The sequence below is a fragment of the Gordonibacter sp. RACS_AR68 genome, assembly GCF_030418485.1.
In the GTDB taxonomy this organism is placed as follows: Bacteria; Actinomycetota; Coriobacteriia; order Coriobacteriales; family Eggerthellaceae; genus Gordonibacter; species Gordonibacter urolithinfaciens.
The window spans coordinates 88,834-105,406 of record NZ_JAIPUP010000002.1 but is presented as its reverse complement, the minus strand read 5'-3'; the positions used below and the strand labels follow the sequence as shown (position 1 = coordinate 105,406).

Annotated in this window: 13 protein-coding genes; 12 read left to right on the top strand and 1 reads right to left on the bottom strand. The window is 67.2% G+C overall.

Features of this window, described 5'->3' with window-relative positions; translation table 11 throughout:
• The first annotated feature begins 15 nt into the window (after window positions 1–15).
• The 7 genes from hisI (at window position 16) to K9U15_RS05180 (ending at window position 7,851) form a co-directional block, all read left to right on the top strand.
• Window positions 16–333: a phosphoribosyl-AMP cyclohydrolase gene (hisI, locus tag K9U15_RS05210; RefSeq protein WP_301155709.1), complete on the top strand. Its 318-nt coding sequence runs from the start codon at window positions 16–18 to the stop codon at window positions 331–333.
• 252 nt (window positions 334–585) lie between these two features.
• Window positions 586–1,248, top strand: coding sequence for a fructose-6-phosphate aldolase (gene fsa / locus K9U15_RS05205; RefSeq protein ID WP_087191030.1), 663 nt, complete (start codon window positions 586–588; stop codon window positions 1,246–1,248).
• On the top strand, window positions 1,245–2,939 hold the full coding sequence (gene rho / locus K9U15_RS05200; protein ID WP_096228141.1) for a transcription termination factor Rho: 1,695 nt from the start codon (window positions 1,245–1,247) through the stop codon (window positions 2,937–2,939). The genes fsa and rho overlap by 4 nt, the downstream gene beginning before the upstream one ends.
• A 15-nt stretch (window positions 2,940–2,954) precedes the next feature.
• Window positions 2,955–4,025, top strand: a complete 1,071-nt coding sequence (gene sppA / locus K9U15_RS05195; protein ID WP_227115506.1) for a signal peptide peptidase SppA — start codon at window positions 2,955–2,957, stop codon at window positions 4,023–4,025.
• On the top strand, window positions 4,006–6,060 hold the full coding sequence (locus tag K9U15_RS05190) for a methionine--tRNA ligase (protein ID WP_224767840.1): 2,055 nt from the start codon (window positions 4,006–4,008) through the stop codon (window positions 6,058–6,060). Before sppA ends, K9U15_RS05190 begins: the two co-directional genes overlap by 20 nt.
• Window positions 6,061–6,107: 47 nt before the next feature.
• Window positions 6,108–6,584 carry a ribonuclease HI gene (rnhA, locus tag K9U15_RS05185; protein ID WP_087191026.1) on the top strand — a complete coding sequence of 159 codons (477 nt, stop codon included), beginning with the start codon at window positions 6,108–6,110 and terminating at the stop codon, window positions 6,582–6,584.
• A gap of 160 nt (window positions 6,585–6,744) precedes the next feature.
• The gene (locus K9U15_RS05180) at window positions 6,745–7,851 is read left to right on the top strand and encodes an NlpC/P60 family protein (RefSeq protein ID WP_301155708.1); all 1,107 of its coding nucleotides are present in this window, start codon (window positions 6,745–6,747) and stop codon (window positions 7,849–7,851) included.
• Window positions 7,852–7,954: 103 nt separating this feature from the next.
• On the opposite strand, the gene yihA is transcribed toward K9U15_RS05180, so the two are convergent.
• Window positions 7,955–8,536, bottom strand: a complete 582-nt coding sequence (yihA, locus tag K9U15_RS05175) for a ribosome biogenesis GTP-binding protein YihA/YsxC (RefSeq protein WP_301155707.1) — start codon at window positions 8,534–8,536, stop codon at window positions 7,955–7,957.
• A 277-nt stretch (window positions 8,537–8,813) separates the two neighbouring features.
• On the opposite strand from yihA, the gene K9U15_RS05170 reads away from it, so the two are divergent.
• From K9U15_RS05170 to murA, 5 genes are all read left to right on the top strand, one after another.
• Window positions 8,814–9,434, top strand: a complete 621-nt coding sequence (locus K9U15_RS05170) for a YbaN family protein (RefSeq protein WP_224767839.1) — start codon at window positions 8,814–8,816, stop codon at window positions 9,432–9,434.
• Window positions 9,435–9,439: 5 nt separating this feature from the next.
• Window positions 9,440–13,045 carry a thiol reductant ABC exporter subunit CydC gene (gene cydC / locus K9U15_RS05165; RefSeq protein ID WP_301155706.1) on the top strand — a complete coding sequence of 1,202 codons (3,606 nt, stop codon included), beginning with the start codon at window positions 9,440–9,442 and terminating at the stop codon, window positions 13,043–13,045.
• A gap of 248 nt (window positions 13,046–13,293) precedes the next feature.
• Window positions 13,294–14,103, top strand: coding sequence for a 30S ribosomal protein S2 (gene rpsB / locus K9U15_RS05160; protein WP_301155705.1), 810 nt, complete (start codon window positions 13,294–13,296; stop codon window positions 14,101–14,103).
• 138 nt (window positions 14,104–14,241) lie between these two features.
• Window positions 14,242–15,108, top strand: coding sequence for a translation elongation factor Ts (tsf, locus tag K9U15_RS05155; RefSeq protein WP_041239727.1), 867 nt, complete (start codon window positions 14,242–14,244; stop codon window positions 15,106–15,108).
• A gap of 175 nt (window positions 15,109–15,283) precedes the next feature.
• On the top strand, window positions 15,284–16,573 hold the full coding sequence (gene murA, locus K9U15_RS05150) for a UDP-N-acetylglucosamine 1-carboxyvinyltransferase (RefSeq protein ID WP_096228149.1): 1,290 nt from the start codon (window positions 15,284–15,286) through the stop codon (window positions 16,571–16,573).

Genomic DNA, 16,573 nt, shown 5'->3' with positions numbered 1-16,573 from the left:
CGAGGAGAAAGAATCATGGACGTCCCCGAACTGACTTACAACACCGACGGGCTGATCCCCTGCATCGTGCAGGACGCGGACACGCGCGAGGTACTCATGATGGCGTGGATGAACGAGGAGTCGCTCGCGCTCACGATGGAGTGCGGCGAGACGGTGTTCTGGAGCCGCAGCAGGCGTGAGCTGTGGCACAAGGGAGCTACCAGCGGAAACACCCAGAAGCTTGTGGAGCTGCGCTATGACTGCGACGCCGACACGCTGCTTGCGCTCGTGCGTCCGGCGGGTTCCGCCTGCCACACGGGGGAGAGGAGCTGCTTCTTCCGCACGATGGGCTAGGCCCGCCTCGCGCCGAGGGGCTTTCCCGCACCGCCTTGCTTGATGACGAAGCGTGCCCCAACCTCCATCGCAATTCCACGATATGCGGCCTGATGTGCTTGAACGATCGCGGATCATGCGCTAACATGATCGAAGTTCTGAATATCCCACCGTTGGAAAGCCATCTAACATCCAATATTCCACTTCAGGCATGCACGCGTGCGCTTGCGCGCGTTTCCAAGCAGATATACCCATAAGCATAAGGAGGACTAGGTGAAATTCTTTCTGGACACCGCCGATCTCGCGGAGATCGAGGAGGCGGCCAGCTGGGGCGTGCTCGCGGGCGTGACCACGAACCCGACGCTCTACGCGCGCACGGGCGGCAAGCTCGCCGATTTCCACAACCACATCAAGCGCATCTGCGAGATCGTGGACGGCCCCGTGTCCGCCGAGAGCGTGGCCATGACGCGCGACGAGATGATCCGCGACGGTCGCGAGCTCGCTGCGCTCGCCGACAACGTGGTGGTGAAGCTGCCCACGATGATCGAGGGCCTGGCCGCCACGAAGCAGCTGGCCGCCGAGGGCATCCCGGTGAACATGACGCTGTGCTTCACCGTGCCGCAGGCCATCATGGCCGCCCGCGCCGGCGCTCGCTACATCAGCCCGTTCGTGGGCCGCTTCGACGACATCTCCGAGAACGGCCTCGCGCAGCTCGAGGACGTGGTGGCCGCCGTGAACAACTACGACTTCGGCCACGATGTGGAGATCATCGCCGCGTCCGTGCGCAGTGCGAACCACGTGGCGCAGGCGGCCCTCATGGGCGCCGACATCGCCACCGTGCCCTTCGCCGCGCTCAAGAAGTGCGTGCAGCATCCGCTGACCGACCGAGGCCTCGAGGCGTTCCTCAAGGACTGGGAGAAAGTGCAGAACGCATGAGCGAGAACGAATCAGCAACCGTGGCGCCCGAGGCGCCCGCCCCGGCAGCCAAGCCCACGCGCCGCCGTTCCACGAGCGTGAACGCCGGAGCCGCCGCCGCGAAGGCGCCGGCCGCCAAGGCTGCGGAGCCGCAGGCCGAGGCCGCAGCCCCCGCACCGCGCGCGGCCAAGACGCCGCGCAAGTCCGTGAAGGCCGGCGGCCAGGCCACGTCCCAGCAGGGTTCCGGCACCGCCAAGCGCCCGGGTCAGAACTCCAGCGGCAACAAGGGCGGCCAAGGCCAGAACCAGGGCAACCGTCCGAAGCAGAACAACCAGCGCCAAAACGCCTCGGGGGGCAAGCAGGGCAACAATAACAACCGCCGCCAGCGCCGCCCGCACGACAACAACCGCGGCCCGCGCGAGGTGCAGCCCAGCGTGTCGCGCGACGATCTGGCGAAGCTCAAGGTGGCCGAGCTGCGCGAGAAGGCCGCCGAGCTGGGAGTGGACGCCACCGGCCTCAAGAAGGCAGAGCTCGTGGAGGCCGTGTTCGGAGCCAGCGTGAAGGCCGAGGGCTTCATCGAAGTGTCCGGCATCTTGGATATCCTGGCCGACGGCTACGGCTTCTTGCGCACGCAGGGCTACCTGCCCAGCGAGACGGACTGCTACGTGGGCCTCTCCACCATCCGCCGCAACGGCCTGCGCAAGGGCGATATGGTGTCCGGCCAGACGCGCCCGGCGCGCGAGAACGAGAAGTACGCCGCCATCCAGAAGGTCACGGCCATCAACGGAACGCCCATCGAGGAGTGCGGCAACCGCGTGCGCTTCGGCGACCTCACGCCGGTCTACCCCGACGAGTGCTTCCATATGGAGCACGGCAAGAACACCGTCACGGCCCGCGTCATCGACCTCGTGAGCCCCATCGGCAAGGGCCAGCGCGGCCTGATCGTCAGCCCGCCGAAGGCCGGCAAGACCACGGTGCTGAAGAACATCGCGGCCGCCATCACCGCGAACAATCCCGACGTGCACCTCATGTGCCTGCTCGTGGACGAGCGTCCCGAGGAAGTCACCGACATGGAACGCTCCATCAAGGGCGAGGTCGTGTCCTCCACGTTCGACATGCCCACGGAGAACCATATCGCCGTGTCCGAGCTGGTCATCGAGCGCGCCAAGCGCCTCGTGGAGTGCGGCAAGGACGTCGTCGTTCTGCTGGACTCGCTCACGCGCCTCGCGCGCGCCTACAACCTGGCGCAGCCGGCATCGGGCCGCATCCTCTCCGGCGGCGTGGATTCCACGGCGCTCTATCCGCCCAAGCGCTTCCTGGGCGCCGCCCGCAACATCGAGGGGGGCGGCAGCCTCACCATCCTGGCCTCGGCGCTCATCGACACCGGCTCCAAGATGGACGAGGTCATCTTCGAGGAGTTCAAGGGCACGGGCAACATGGAGCTCAAGCTCGACCGCAACCTGGCCGACCGTCGCATCTTCCCGGCCATCGACCCTGTCGCCTCGGGCACCCGCAAGGAGGAGCTGCTGCTCGACCCGCAGGAGGCGCCGCTCATCTGGGCCGTGCGCCGCATCCTGTCGAACACGAACAGCACCGAGCGCGCCATGGACATGCTCATCAAGTCGCTCAAGCAGACCGAGACCAACCAGGAGTTCCTGCTGCGCACGGCCAAGAAGGCCCAGCACACCAAGGGCGACGCCATCGAGATATAGCAACGGAGGACCACTATGCCCCAGGACAACAACTGGCAGCAGCAGGTGTGGCAGCAGCCCGCCGCCCCACAGGGCGCCCCGGCTCCCCAGCCGCAAGGCTTCCCGCCGTACTACCAGCCCGAGCCGCCGAAGAAGAGCCGCGGCTGGATCGTAGCGCTCGTGGCGGTGCTGTGCGTGTTCGGCGTCATAGCGCTGGGAATGTGGTCGTGCACGTCGGCCGTGTCCTCGTCGTTCGGCACGCTGGGCGCGCTGGGGTCCACGGCGGCCACGTCGGACGTGGACTACCTGACCTCGGACGCGGTGGGCGTCATCGACATCGACGGCACCATCCAGTACGATGGCACGACATGCAGTCCCGAGGGCTTGAAGGCGCAGCTCGACGTGGCCGCGGAGAACAAACATATCAAGGCCGTGGTCCTGCGCGTGAACTCCGGCGGTGGCACGGCGACGGCCGGCGAGGAGATGGCCGCCTACGTGCGCGAGTTCTCCGAGGATTCCGGCAAGCCCGTCGTGGTTTCGAGCGCGTCCATGAACGCGAGCGCCGCCTACGAGATCTCGAGCCAGGCCGACTACATCTACACGGCCAAGACCACGGCCATCGGCGCCATCGGCACGGCGCTGCAGGTCACGGACTTGTCGGGCCTGCTCGACAAGCTGGGCATCTCCATCGAGAACGTCACGTCGTCCGACTCCAAGGACTCCAGCTACGGCACGCGCCCGCTGACCGAGGAGGAGCGCGCCTATTACCAGAACATGGTGAACCAAATCAACGAGACGTTCATCCAGACGGTCGCCGAGGGCCGCGACATGACGGTCGAGGAGGTGCGCGCGCTGGCCACCGGCCTCACGTTCACCGGTATGGAGGCCGTGGAGAACGGCTTGGCCGACGAGATAGGCACGCGCGAGGACGCCGTGGCCAAGGCAGCCGAGCTGGCCGGCTCGTCCACGGCCAAGACCGTGATGCTCGACAATCCGAGCTCGAGCCTGTCCGAACTGCTGAACCTGATGTCGGAGAGCCGCCTTTCGGCCGACGACCTGGCCCAGGCCTTGAAGGAGCTGGAAAACGATGGCAGCCTTGCCCGATAACGCACCAACTTTGAGCGCCGCTCCCGCCGAGGAGCGCGTCGTGTGGCCGAAGCGCGCCGTGGTCACGGCGGGCATGCCCTATGGCAACAAGCCGCTGCACTTCGGGCATATCGCCGGCGTGTTCGTGCCCGCCGACGCCTTCGCGCGCTTCCTGCGCGACCGCATAGGGCCCGAGAACGTGCGCTTCATCAGCGGCACGGACTGCTTCGGCTCGCCCATCAACGAGGGCTACCGGAAGCTGGTGGAGGCCGGCGAGTTCGACGGCACCATCGAGGAGTACGTGCAGAGAAACCACGACGCCCAGAAGGCCACGCTCGACGCCTACGGCATCAGCCTGTCCATCTACGAGGGGTCCGGCATGGGCCACTCGGGCGACGTTCACCAGCTCATCAGCGAGAAGTTCATCGAGAAGCTGCACGAGAACGGGCACTTGCACAAGCGTGCCACGCTGCAGTTCTACGACGCCGAGGCGCACACGTTCCTGAACGGCCGCCAGGTGACGGGCCGCTGCCCCGTGCAGGGCTGCAAGTCGGAGCACGCCTACGCCGACGAGTGCGACCTGGGGCACAGCTACGCGCCCGAGGACCTCATCGCGCCGAAGTCGTCCCTCACCGGCACCGTCCCCGAGATGCGCCCGGTGGAGAACTGGTACTTCGACCTGCCCGCCTTCGGCGACTTCCTGCGCGAGCGGGTGGCCGCGATGGAGGCCGACCCGAACATCCGCGCCATCGTGCCCCAGGCTGTAAAGGAGTTCCTGGCGCCGCCGGTCGTCTACATCAAGAACGACGCGCGCGAGGCCTACGAGGCCGTGGCCGCCGAGCTTCCCGCCCACGAGCTGCGAGAGCCCGAGCGCGGCAAGCAGAGCTTCGAGATAGAGTTCAAGGACATCGACGCCCGCGACGCGGCGCGCGATGTGCTGGGGCGGGCGGGCATCCGCTTCCGCACCGGCAAGGCGCTCGTGCCGTTCCGTATCACGGGCAACATCGAATGGGGCGTGAAAGCCCCGGTCATCGACGGGCTTGAGGGGCTCACCGTGTGGTGCTGGCCCGAGAGCCTGTGGGCGCCGATGTCGTTCACCATGGCAGTGAACGACCAGATGGGCCTGCCGCGCGGCAGCTGGCGCGATTGGTGGTGCTCGGACGATGCCGAGGTCTACCAGTTCATCGGCCAGGACAACCTGTACTTCTACGGCGTGGCCCAACCTGCGCTCATCGAGGCCATCCGCCCGGGCGACCTCATCATGCCGGGCGTGGCCGAGCATCCGCTGCACCAGACGCGGCTTGTGGCGAACCACCACATCCTGTTCGGCGACAAGAAGGCGTCGTCGTCGGGGTCGGTGAAGCCTCCCACGGCCGACGAGCTTCTGGACTTCTACACGGTGGAGCAGCTGCGCGCGCACTTCCTGGCACTCGGGCTCGACCAGAAGTCGGTGGGCTTCAAGCCCAAGCCGTTCCTGGCCACCGAGGAGGAGCTTGCCGACCCGCGCGTGGCAGACCCGGTGCTCAAGGAGGGCGCGCTGCTCACGAACGTGTTCAACCGCCTGGCCCGCAGCTGCTTCTACGAGGCGCAGAAGAACTTCGAGGGCTATCTGCCGCTCGGCCGCCCCACGGACGCCGCGCTCGCGCGCGCGAACGAGACGCTTGCGGCCTACGACCGGCTCATGCTGAAGGTGGAGCTGCACTCCGTCATGTCGCTGATGGACGACTTCATCCGGTTCGCGAACAAGCACTGGTCGGACGGCATCAGGGCCGCCGAGCTGGAGGGAGACGACGAGGCGCGCCGCCAGGTGCTCGTGGACTCGTTCTACCTGCTGCGCGTGGCCACGCTGCTCATGCACCCCATCGTGCCCGCGGGCACCGAGAAGATCTGCGACTACCTGAGCTTCGAGTTCGACGACTTCTTCAGCTGGAACTACGACCTGGAGGACATGGGCGAGTTGTGCAGCGCCGGCGAGATCGACGAGGGCCGCCACCGCATCCGCGAGCTGCCGCCCCGCTTCGACTTCTTCGAGAAGCACCCGTCCCAATACAAGTAACCCGAAGGCGCCGCTCATGCGGCGCCTTCCATCGCGAAAGGGCATTCATGCAGGTAGAGATCTTCACCGACGGCTCGGCGCGGGGCAATCCGGGGCCGGGAGGGTACGGCGCGGTGATGCGCTTCGTGGACAGCTCCGGCAAGGTGCACGAGAAGGAGCTCTCGCAGGGATTCGAGCACACCACGAACAACCGCATGGAGCTCATGGCCGTGATAGCAGGTCTCGAGGCGCTGAAGCGCCCGTGCGATGTCACGTTGTATTCCGACTCGCAGTACGTGGTGAACGCGTTCAACCAGCATTGGGTGGACGGCTGGCTCAAGCGGGGTTGGAAGAACTCGCAGAAGCAGCCCGTGAAGAACGACGATCTGTGGAAACGCCTGCTGGCCGCCAAGAAGCCCCATCGGGTGGAGTTCGTATGGGTGAAGGGCCACGCCGGCCATCCCGAGAACGAGCGCTGCGACGAGCTGGCCACCGCAGCCGCCGACGGGGAAGGGCGCATCGCTGACGAGGGGTTCGCCGGGTAGGGGCCCTGTTCGTTCATAGGCGCGCGCCTCGACCTATCCTGTACCCGCTTGCGCTGTGATGTTCCTGTATCGATACGGTTGTGCCTTGGGAACGGAGGGGCAGGGTCTGTTAGACTGTTGCTCAACGTATCAGAGCTAACGAAGCAGGTGGAGGCCCCACATGCAGCACAGTGCAACGAAGGCGCGCGCCAAGGGCGCGCTGGCCGGATTCGTCGCGGCATCGCTCGCCGCATCCCTCATGATCCCCTCGCTCGCCTTCGCCGAGCCGACGTCTGCCGAGAAACAGGCCGAGGCCCAGTCCGCCCTCGCCTCGCTGAACGCGATGCAGGAGAAGCTGGAGCAGACGGCCATCGCCTACGACGAGGCGGTGGCAGCCCAGGAAGAAGCCGAGGCCAACCGCAACGAAGCGCAGGCGCGCATCGACGAGGCCACCGGCCAGATAGCCGACTTGCAGGATCACCTGGGGACCCGTGCCCGCAGCATGTACCGCACCGGCAACAGCACCCTGCTCGACCTGCTGTTCGGCTCCACCACGTTCGCGGCGTTCGCCACGAACTGGGATCTGCTCAATACCCTGAATCAGAACGACGCCGACCTCGTGCAGCAGACGAAGGACCTGCGTGCCGAGGTGCAGGAGCAGGAGGCCGTGCTCGCCGAGCAGGAGCGCATCGCCAAGGAGAAGGCCGACGAGGCGAAGCGCAGCAAAGACGAGACGGCGGGAACCATAGCCTCCATGCAGGCCACCTACGACAGCCTGAGCGCCGAGGCCGCCGCCCTGCTCGAGCAGGAGCGCGCCGCCCAGCAGGCCGCCGAGGCCGCCAAGGCCCAGGATGTGGTGGACGCCTCGATCCAGCAGGCGACGGGCGGCAACGCGGGCAACGCGGGCAACAATTCGGGCTACACGCCCTCGCCGTCGCCTGCACCCTCCTATGACGAGGCTATCGCCGATACCGTGGTCGGACGCGCGTACAGCCAGATCGGGAAGGCGTACGGATACGGCGACCCGAGCTACGGCGCAGGTCCGAACGAGTACGACTGCTCCGGTTTCGTGTCGTTCTGCCTGTCGGGCAGCTACTCGCGCATGGGCAGCACCTCGACGTTCATGGGATGGCCCACCGTAAGCGACCCCCAGCCGGGCGACGTGTGCGTCAATTCGGGCCACTGCGGCATCTATATCGGCAACAACCAGATGATCCACGCGGCCACCTACGGCGTGGGCGTCGTCATCGGCCCCGTGCAGGCGGGCATGAAGATCGTCCGTCCGTAACGCTATCTGAATACAAACGCAAGGAGGGGCGGCCGTTCAGTTGGCCGCCCCTCCTTGCGTTTGCGATTGGCGCGAGCGAACGCGCGCCGGTCGATGGCCGCGCCTACGCCACCGCATCCCTGATGATCTTCCGCAGCTCCTCGATGCCGTCGCCCTTCGCGGATGACGTTACCACCATAGAGGCGTCGTCGCCCAGCGCGAGCTGGCGCTTGAGGGCGGCCTTCTGCTTCATCTGCTGCTGGCGGGACAGCTTGTCGGCCTTCGTGAGCGCCACGACGAAGGGGAGGTCGGCCTCGCGCAGGAAGTGGATCATGTTCTCGTCCAGCTCGGACGCCTCGTGACGGATGTCAACGAGGGCCACCACGAGCGCGAAGGAGCGGTCTTGGTTGAAGTAGCCCTCGATGAGCTCCGACCAGCGCGCCTTCTCGGACTTCGACACCTTGGCGTAGCCGTATCCCGGCAGGTCCACGAACGTCACGCCGTCGCCGTCGAAGAAGTTGATGGTGGCCGTCTTGCCGGGCGTCTGCGACACCTTCGCCAGGCCCTTGCGGTTGAACAGCTTGTTCAGCAACGACGACTTGCCCACGTTGGACCGCCCCGAGAACGCGACCTCGGGAGCCGTCGAAGGCGTAAGCTGCGCCGACGTGCCGAACGACCGCTCGAATCGCACGTTGTTGAAGTTCATGCTGCGCTCCTTCCCATCGGATGCGAGCGTCGGCGGGAAGCGGCTCGCCCGTCCATGGTAGCGCAGCGTTGACGGGGAAACCGCGGGAACCGCGTCCCTGCCCGGTATTTCCATGCGTCCGCTGCGACCGCTCGACGGGTGGTGTCGAATGGGGGCGTTTGGGAAGGGGGCCGCGGCTTTCACTCAATAATTACCCATGGTTTACTTTTTATCGCGACTTCGCTATCATGCAAGTGAAATAAGTTAGCTATAGCAAACTGTGAACGGAGTCAAGGAGATGGAAAACCAGATGCAGGAAGCCGAAGGGGAGCAGCGAGCACGCAGCGGCCGGAGGGCCGTGCACTACGCTTGGGCGGCGGCCGGGTTCGCCGCATTTGGGCTCGGCGCCCTCGGTGCTGTGATGCCTGTTTTGCCGACGACGCCCTTTTTGCTGGTGGCCGCCTTCTGCTTTGCCCGCAGCTCCGAGCGCCTCAACGCCTGGTTTCGCTCCACGAAACTGTACCGCACGGTGCTTGAGGGCTACGTGGCCAAGCGATCGATGACCGTGAAGGCCAAGGTCACGCTGCTTATACCCACCACGATCATGCTTTCCCTGTCGTTCGCGCTCATGGGCTCTATACCGGTCGGCCGCGTGGTGGTCGCCGTTATCTGGGTGGCCCACGTGGTGTACTTCGGCTTCGTGGTGAAGACCGAGCGCGCAGGTGCGGCTCATGGCAACGGCGCAGGTGCGGGTGAGGGTGCTGTGCTGGTTGCTGCCGTCGAGGCTGCGGGTGTCGCGAGCGCTGCCGGCGCTGGCAGCGCCGTTGCGGAGCCCGTCCGCAAGTCCGCAACTGCAAGCGAGGCCCTGCGCCACGCGCCGGTTGCAGCGCGCCTGCGCGCCGATGGGGAAGGGGCCTAACCGCCGTGTTTGACAAACGCCTGCTCGCCCTCGTCCCGTCGGCGCGGAAGTTTATCGCTGCCGACGTCGTGTTCCAGTGGATTGCTCTTCTCGCCAATATCGTCCTGTTCTTCATGATCGGCTCGTTTTCGCAGACGCTGCTCGCCGATGCGGTCACCGTGCAGGCGGCGGCGAACCTCGCTGTTTTCGCCGCGCTGGCCGTGGTCGTGCGCATGGCGTGCCAGACGCTCGCGCAGCGCATGGGTCTTGCCGCGAGCGAGGCCGCGAAGCGCGCTGTGCGCCAAGAGGTGTACGACAAGCTCGTGCGCCTGGGGCCGTCGTATCGCGAGCGTGTCTCCACGAGCGAGGCCGTTCAGATCAGCGTGGAGGGCACCGAGCAGCTGGAAAGCTACTTCGGCTCGTACCTGCCGCAGCTGTTCTACGCGGTGCTGCCCCCGCTCACGCTGTTCGCCTGCCTGGCGCCGATCTCGTTGCCGTCGGCTGCAGCGCTCGTCGTGTGCGTGCCGTTCATCCCCGCATCCATCATGGCGGTGCAGAAATTCGCCAAACGCACCATGCGCAACTACTGGGGCTCCTACACCGATCTCGGCGGCATGTTCCTCGAGAATATCCAAGGCTTGACCACGCTCAAGATATACCGCGCCGACGAGCAGGCGCACGAGCAGATGAACGGCCAGGCCGAGGGCTTCCGCCGCCAGACCATGCGCCTTCTGCGCATGCAGCTCAACTCCATCACCATCATGGACTTGTTCGCGTTCGGCGGCGCCGCGGTAGGCATTGCCGTGGTGCTCGGGCAGTATGCGGAAGGCGCCGTGGCGTTCGGCGCCGCGTTCGCCATCGTGTTCTTGTCGGCCGAGTTCTTCCTGCCGCTGCGTACGCTGGGATCGTTTTTCCATACGGCCATGAACGGTATGGCTGCCGCCGAGAAGATGTTCACCATTTTGGACACACCGGAGGACCGCGACGGCACGCGTTCGGTGGACACGGCGGGCGCTGATATTTCGTGCCGCGGCGTGGGCTACTCGTTCGACGGCGAGCGAACGGTGCTCCAAGATGTCGACTTCGAGGCTCCTGCCGGCAGCTTCATCGGTGTGGCGGGGGAGAGCGGATCGGGCAAGTCCACGCTTGCCGGCATTCTGACCGGGGCGAATGCCTCCTATAGTGGCACGGTTGAAGTGGGCGGGATCGACCTGCGCGACGTCTCGCGCGCCTCGTTGCGCGAGACGATCACGGCCGTATCGTTCCAAAGCTACCTGTTCAAGGGAACGCTGCGCTCGAATCTCGCGCTGGCGAAACCCACGGCGACCGACGACGAGCTGTGGCACGTGCTGATCCGCTGCCGCCTTGATGGCTTCGCGCGCGAGGCCGGGGGCTTGGATGCCCCCGTGGCCGAGGCCGGCCGCAACCTTTCGGGCGGCCAGCGCCAGCGCCTGGCCATGGCCCGAGCGCTGCTGCACGACGCCCCGGTGTACCTGCTGGACGAGGCCACCTCGAACATCGATGCCGAGAGCGAGAGCGCCATCATCGAGCTTGTGCACGAGCTGGCGCGCACGAAGACGGTCATCATGATCTCGCACCGCCTCGCGGCCCTGCGCAATGCCGATTGCATCTACGTGCTCGAGGATGGCCGCGTGGCTGAATCGGGCCCACATGATGTCCTTGTCGCAGCTTCAGGCGCCTACGCCCGCCTCTGGGAACAACAAGCCGAACTGGAAGCCTTCGCCCGCGGCGAAACAAAGGAACCTGCCAATGTCGCCGCCGCCGCGACCCCTTGCGGCAACCCTGCACCCGAAGCTCCATTGAGCGGCTCCGCCCCCATGGCCTCCCACGACTCCGCCCCCTGCCATTCCGCCGCCGTTGACTCCGGGAGCGCTTTCGACGAGTCGGCGGTCCCGGGAGGTCTCGCCGGGTCATCCTCTTGCGCAGACTCCGCAAACGCCACAGCCTCCGCTCCCCATCGCTCTCATCTCTCCGTCATGCTGCGCCTCGTGAAGCTCACGCGGCCGCTTTTGCCGGTCATGGCGCTTGCCGTGGTGCTGGGCGTCATGGGCTTTGCGGCGGCCATCTTCCTCACCGTGTTCGCCGCCTACGCGCTGCTCGGCCTTGCGGGGCTGCCGCAGCCTGTCGCCGCCGGTGCCGCTATCGTGGCGCTCGGCGTATGCGGCGTAGTGCGTGGCCCCCTGCGCTACGGCGAGCAGCTGTGCAACCACTACCTGGCCTTCCGCATCCTCGCGCTCGTGCGCGACCGGGTGTTTGCGGCGCTGAGGCGCCTGGCGCCCGCCAAGTTGGAGGGCCGCGACAAGGGCGACCTCGTGTCGCTCGTCACCTCCGACGTGGAGCTGTTGGAGGTGTTCTACGCCCACACCCTCTCCCCGGCGCTCATCGCGCTCATCGTGTCGGTAGGCATGACGGCGTTCGTCGGCTTCCAGTCGCCGGTGCTCGGCGCGCTTGCGCTCGCCTCGTACGTGCTCGTGGGCGTGGCGGTGCCGCTCGTGTCCTCCAGGGCCAGCGGAAGTGCGGGGCGTGCCGTGCGCGACCGCATCGGCGACATGAACGCGTTCGTGCTCGACAGCCTGCGGGGCCTCGCCGAGACGCTGCAGTACGGCCGGGCGGCCGACCGTGCGCACGAGCTCTCGGCGCGCATGGCGAACCTGGCCGGCGTCGAGCGCCGCCTCAAAGGCCGCACGGCGCTGTTCATGGCGCTCGTCGGCGCCGTCGTGATTGTCTGCGACGTGGCGATGCTGCTCGTTTCCGCCGCGCTTGCGATGCAGGGGGATATCGGCGTGGGTGCCGCCGTGCTGGCCACCACGGCGCTCATGTCGTCGTTCGGCCCGGTCATCGCCGTGGCGAACCTGGGCTCCACCTTGCAGCAGACCCTGGCGTCGGGCGCGCGCGTGCTCGACCTTCTGGACGAGCGCCCGCAGACCGAGGAGGTGGCCGACGGGGTGGACCTGGACGGCTTCGAGGGCGCGGCCGCACGGCGCGTGGACTTCTCCTACGGTGGCGCGCGCGTGCTCGAGCAGGTGGACGTGCGCATCGAGCCGGGCGAGATCGTGCGCGTGGCGGGCCGCAGCGGCGCGGGCAAGTCCACGCTGCTCAAGCTGTTCATGCGCTTCTGGGATGCCGAGAAGGGCGTCGTGGAGGTGTCGGGCCGCGACGTGCGTCGCGTCAATACCGCCAGCCTGCGCGAGGTGGAAGGGTTCATGACGCAGGACACGCACCTGTTCGAGGGCACCATCCGCGACAACCTCGTGCTCGCGCGCCCCGATGCCGCCGAGGCCGAGCTTGCCGACGCCGTGCGCAAGGCATCGCTCGCAGATCTGGTGGAGCGCCTGCCGCAGGGCCTCGACACGCCGGTGGGGGAGCTTGGCGACACGCTCTCGGGCGGCGAGCGCCAGCGCATCGGGCTTGCCCGCGTCTTTTTGCACGACGCCCCGCTCGTGCTGCTCGACGAGCCCACGAGCAACCTCGACAGCCTGAACGAGGCCGCCGTGCTGCGCGCACTCGCCGAGAACCGCGACGGCAAGACCGTGCTCATCGTCAGCCATCGCGCCTCGGCCGCCGCCATCGCCGACCGCACGTTCTCCGTCGAGCACGGCCGCGTGTCGTAGGCGTCACCTGGCTGGCCGAGCGCCCCGCCAGCTGCTCGCCCCCGCTGTCTCGGAGGAGGAGGGGCCGGCCGGCATGCAGTTTTTTCGCAACACCGTGAACGGGGGGTTGCAATCAGAAGGCGCTGTGGTAAACTTTCGAAGTTTCTAATTACGCATGCTCGTGCGACCCGCTCCGCCAGTGGCCAACCGGAAAAGGCTGCGGAGGCAGGGGATGACCTCGGGCAGAGGACTAACGAATGGAGAGAGCAATGACGAAAGTCAGCATTCAGACGCTGCTCGACGCGGGCAGCCACTTCGGCCATCAGACGCGCCGTTGGAACCCCAAGATGAAGCCCTACATCTTCGGCAGCCGCGGCGACATCTACATCATCGACCTCAAGCAGACGCTCTACGGCCTGGACGCGGCCTACACGTTCGTGTCCGAGATCGCCCGCAAGGGCGGCACCGTGCTGTTCGTGGGCACGAAGAAGCAGGCCCAGGAGGCCGTGGCCGACGCTGCCAACAAGTGCGGCATGCCCTACGTGAACGCCCGCTGGCTCGGCGGCATGCTCACGAACTTCGTTACCATCCGCTCCCGCGTGACCCGCATGGAGGAGCTGGAGGCCATGGAGGCCGACGGCCGCATGGCGGTGCTGCCGAAGAAGGAGCAGATCCTGCTGCGCAAGGAGCTCGGCAAGCTGCAGACGAACCTCAACGGCATCCGCAACATGAAGCGCGTGCCCGACGCCATCTTCGTCATCGACACGAACCGCGAGGCCATCGCCATCCATGAGGCCTGCCGCCTGGACATTCCCGTCGTGGGCACGCTCGACACGAACTGCGACCCGGACGACGTCGATTTCGGCATCCCGGCCAACGACGACGCCATCCGCTCCGTGCGCCTGCTCGCCGACTTCGTGGCCGACGCCGTGATCGCCGGCGTGGGCGTGCCGGTGACGGCCGCCGAGATCGCTCCGGCCGACGCCGAGGCCGCCCCTGCCGCCGAGGCCCCGGCTGCCGTGGAGGCCGCCCCTGCCGAGGCTGCCCCCGAGGCTGCGGCCGCCCCTGCCGCCGAGTAGGCTGCGCGCGGCGAACCCGCCCCGCTACCGCGGGAGCGGGCTTTATGAGAGAAGAGTCGCGCCCTCCCCGCCTATGCGGCCCGAGGGCGCTTCCACCCCGGCACCGCGCATGCGGTGCCGTAGAGAGAAAGGAACAACGTGGCTGAGATCACCGCTTCCCTGGTCAAGGAACTCCGCGAGATGACCGGCGCCGGCATGATGGAGTGCAAGAAGGCGCTCGTCGAGGCCGAGGCCGACCTGGAAAAGGCCGTCGACGTCCTGCGCACCCGCGGCCTGGCCGCCGTTGCCAAGAAGGCCGGCCGCGCCACCAACGAGGGCACGGTCATGGCCATCGTCTCCGACGACGCCACGACGGGCGCCGTCGTGGAGCTCAACTGCGAGACCGACTTCGTGGGCATGAACGACAAGTTCAAGGCCTACGCCGAGAAGATCGCCAAGGCCGCCCTGGCCGCCAAGCCCGCCGACCTGGAGGCCCTCAAGGCCGCCGACGCCGAGGGCGAGACGGTGGAGGCCGTGGTGACCGACGCCATCCACACGCTGGGCGAGAACATCCAGCTGTCCCGCTTCGCGCTCGTCGAGGGCGGCGCCGTGTCGTCCTACATCCACGGCGGCGGCAAGATCGGCGTGCTCGTGCAGTTCGACGTGGAGGGCATCGACCCCGCGTCCGACGGCTTCAAGGCCTACGGCCGCGACATCGCCATGCAGGTGGCCGCCGCGTCCCCGGTCGCCGCGAACCGCGATGCCGTCGACCCGGCCATCGTCGAGCACGAGAAGGCCATCTACATGGCCCAGGCCGCCGAGTCCGGCAAGCCCGAGGCTATCCAGGAGAAGATGGCCACCGGCCGCCTGGAGAAGTTCTTCAAGGAGAGCACCCTCACCGAGCAGGCCTTCGTGAAGAACCCGGATCAGAGCGTGTCCGAGTACACCGACGAGGTCGCAAAGAACCTCGGCGGCACGATCGGCATCGTCGACTTCAAGCGCTTCGTGCTGGGCGAAGAGGCGTAAGGCCCCGCATCGACCGCGGCCCATCTGCTCTTCTGCTTTCGCTGTGAAGGCCCGCTTCGTGCGGGCCTTCGCTTTCTATAATGGCAGGGTGCTGCAAACGGCGCCGGGGCAACGGCGCGTGGACGATAGACGAGCGATGCCCGGCCGCCTTCGAGCCGGGTGCGAAGGACAATCCATGGCTGAAGAAATCATCATCGTGCAGGGCACGGGCGTGCTGACCGGCGAGGTTCCCGTGTCGGGCGCAAAGAACTCGGCGCTCAAGCTCATGGCCGCCGCCTTGCTGGGGGGTGGAACCACCGCCATCCACAACGTGCCGCTCATCTCGGACATCGCCATCATGTCCGAGGTGCTGCGATGCCTGAACGCGCGCGTTGAGCGCGAGGGCCACACGCTCGTGGTGGACACCGGCCCCGTGGACAAGTGGGAGACCCCCTACGAGCTGGTGTCGAAGATGCGCGCGAGCATCGCCGTGCTGGGCCCGCTCATCGGGCGGTTCGGCCAGGCGCGCGTCGCCATGCCGGGCGGCTGCCAGATCGGCGCCCGCAAGATCGACATGCACCTCGTGGGGCTGGAGGCGCTGGGCGTGGAATTCGTGGTGGACCACGGCTTCCTGGAGGCCACCACGCCGCACGGCCTGACCGGCGCGCACGTCGTGCTGGACTTCCCCAGCGTGGGCGCCACGGAGAACCTGCTCATGGCCGCCGTGGCAGCCGAGGGCACCACCACCGTGGAGAACGCGGCGCGCGAACCGGAGATCGTCGACTTGGCGAACATGCTGAACGCCATGGGGGCGCGCGTGTCCGGCGGCGGCTCGTCGCTCATCGAGGTGGAGGGCGTGCCCGTCGAGAGCCTGCATCCCTGCGAGCACACCACGGTGGGCGACCGCATAGAGGCCGGCACGTTCCTCACCGGCGGCGCGCTCATGGGCGGCCCGGTGACGGTGCGCGGCATCGACCCGTCGTACCTGCGCATGGCGCTCATGAAGCTGGAGGCCATGGGCTGCGACGTGCAGGCCGGCGCCGACTGGATCACCGTGCGGCGCGAGGGGCCGCTCGCGCCCATCGATTTGCAGACGCTGCCGCACCCCGGCTTCCCGACCGACCTGCAGGCGCAGTTCATGCTGCTGGCGGCCCGCGCCGTGGGGACATCCGTCATCACGGAGAACGTGTTCGAGAACCGCTTCATGTTCGCCAGCGAGCTCATGCGCATGGGCGCCGACATCGTCATCGAGGACCATCATGCCCTCGTGCGCGGCGTGGATGGGCTGCAGGGTGCCGACGTGTCCTCCACCGACCTGCGTGCCGGCGCGGCGCTCGTGCTGGCGGGCGTCTCGGCCGAGGGGGAGACGCGCGTGCACGACATCCGCCATATCGACCGCGGCTACGAGGACTACGTGGGCAAGCTGGGCCTGCTCGGCGCCGACATCGAGCGCGTGACGATAGACGACGCGCTGCCGGCGTGCTAG

Bases quoted from the DNA above. Each gene is read 5' to 3' on its own strand.
- yihA (WP_301155707.1), bottom strand. From the start codon at position 8,536: ATGAACTTCAACAACGTGCGATTCGAGCGGTCGTTCGGCACGTCGGCG.
- rpsB (WP_301155705.1), top strand. From the start codon at position 13,294: ATGACGAAAGTCAGCATTCAGACGCTGCTCGACGCGGGCAGCCACTTC.
- hisI (WP_301155709.1), top strand. From the start codon at position 16: ATGGACGTCCCCGAACTGACTTACAACACCGACGGGCTGATCCCCTGC.
- sppA (WP_227115506.1), top strand. From the start codon at position 2,955: ATGCCCCAGGACAACAACTGGCAGCAGCAGGTGTGGCAGCAGCCCGCC.
- K9U15_RS05170 (WP_224767839.1), top strand. From the start codon at position 8,814: ATGGAAAACCAGATGCAGGAAGCCGAAGGGGAGCAGCGAGCACGCAGC.
- murA (WP_096228149.1), top strand. From the start codon at position 15,284: ATGGCTGAAGAAATCATCATCGTGCAGGGCACGGGCGTGCTGACCGGC.
- rnhA (WP_087191026.1), top strand. From the start codon at position 6,108: ATGCAGGTAGAGATCTTCACCGACGGCTCGGCGCGGGGCAATCCGGGG.
- K9U15_RS05190 (WP_224767840.1), top strand. From the start codon at position 4,006: ATGGCAGCCTTGCCCGATAACGCACCAACTTTGAGCGCCGCTCCCGCC.
- K9U15_RS05180 (WP_301155708.1), top strand. From the start codon at position 6,745: ATGCAGCACAGTGCAACGAAGGCGCGCGCCAAGGGCGCGCTGGCCGGA.
- rho (WP_096228141.1), top strand. From the start codon at position 1,245: ATGAGCGAGAACGAATCAGCAACCGTGGCGCCCGAGGCGCCCGCCCCG.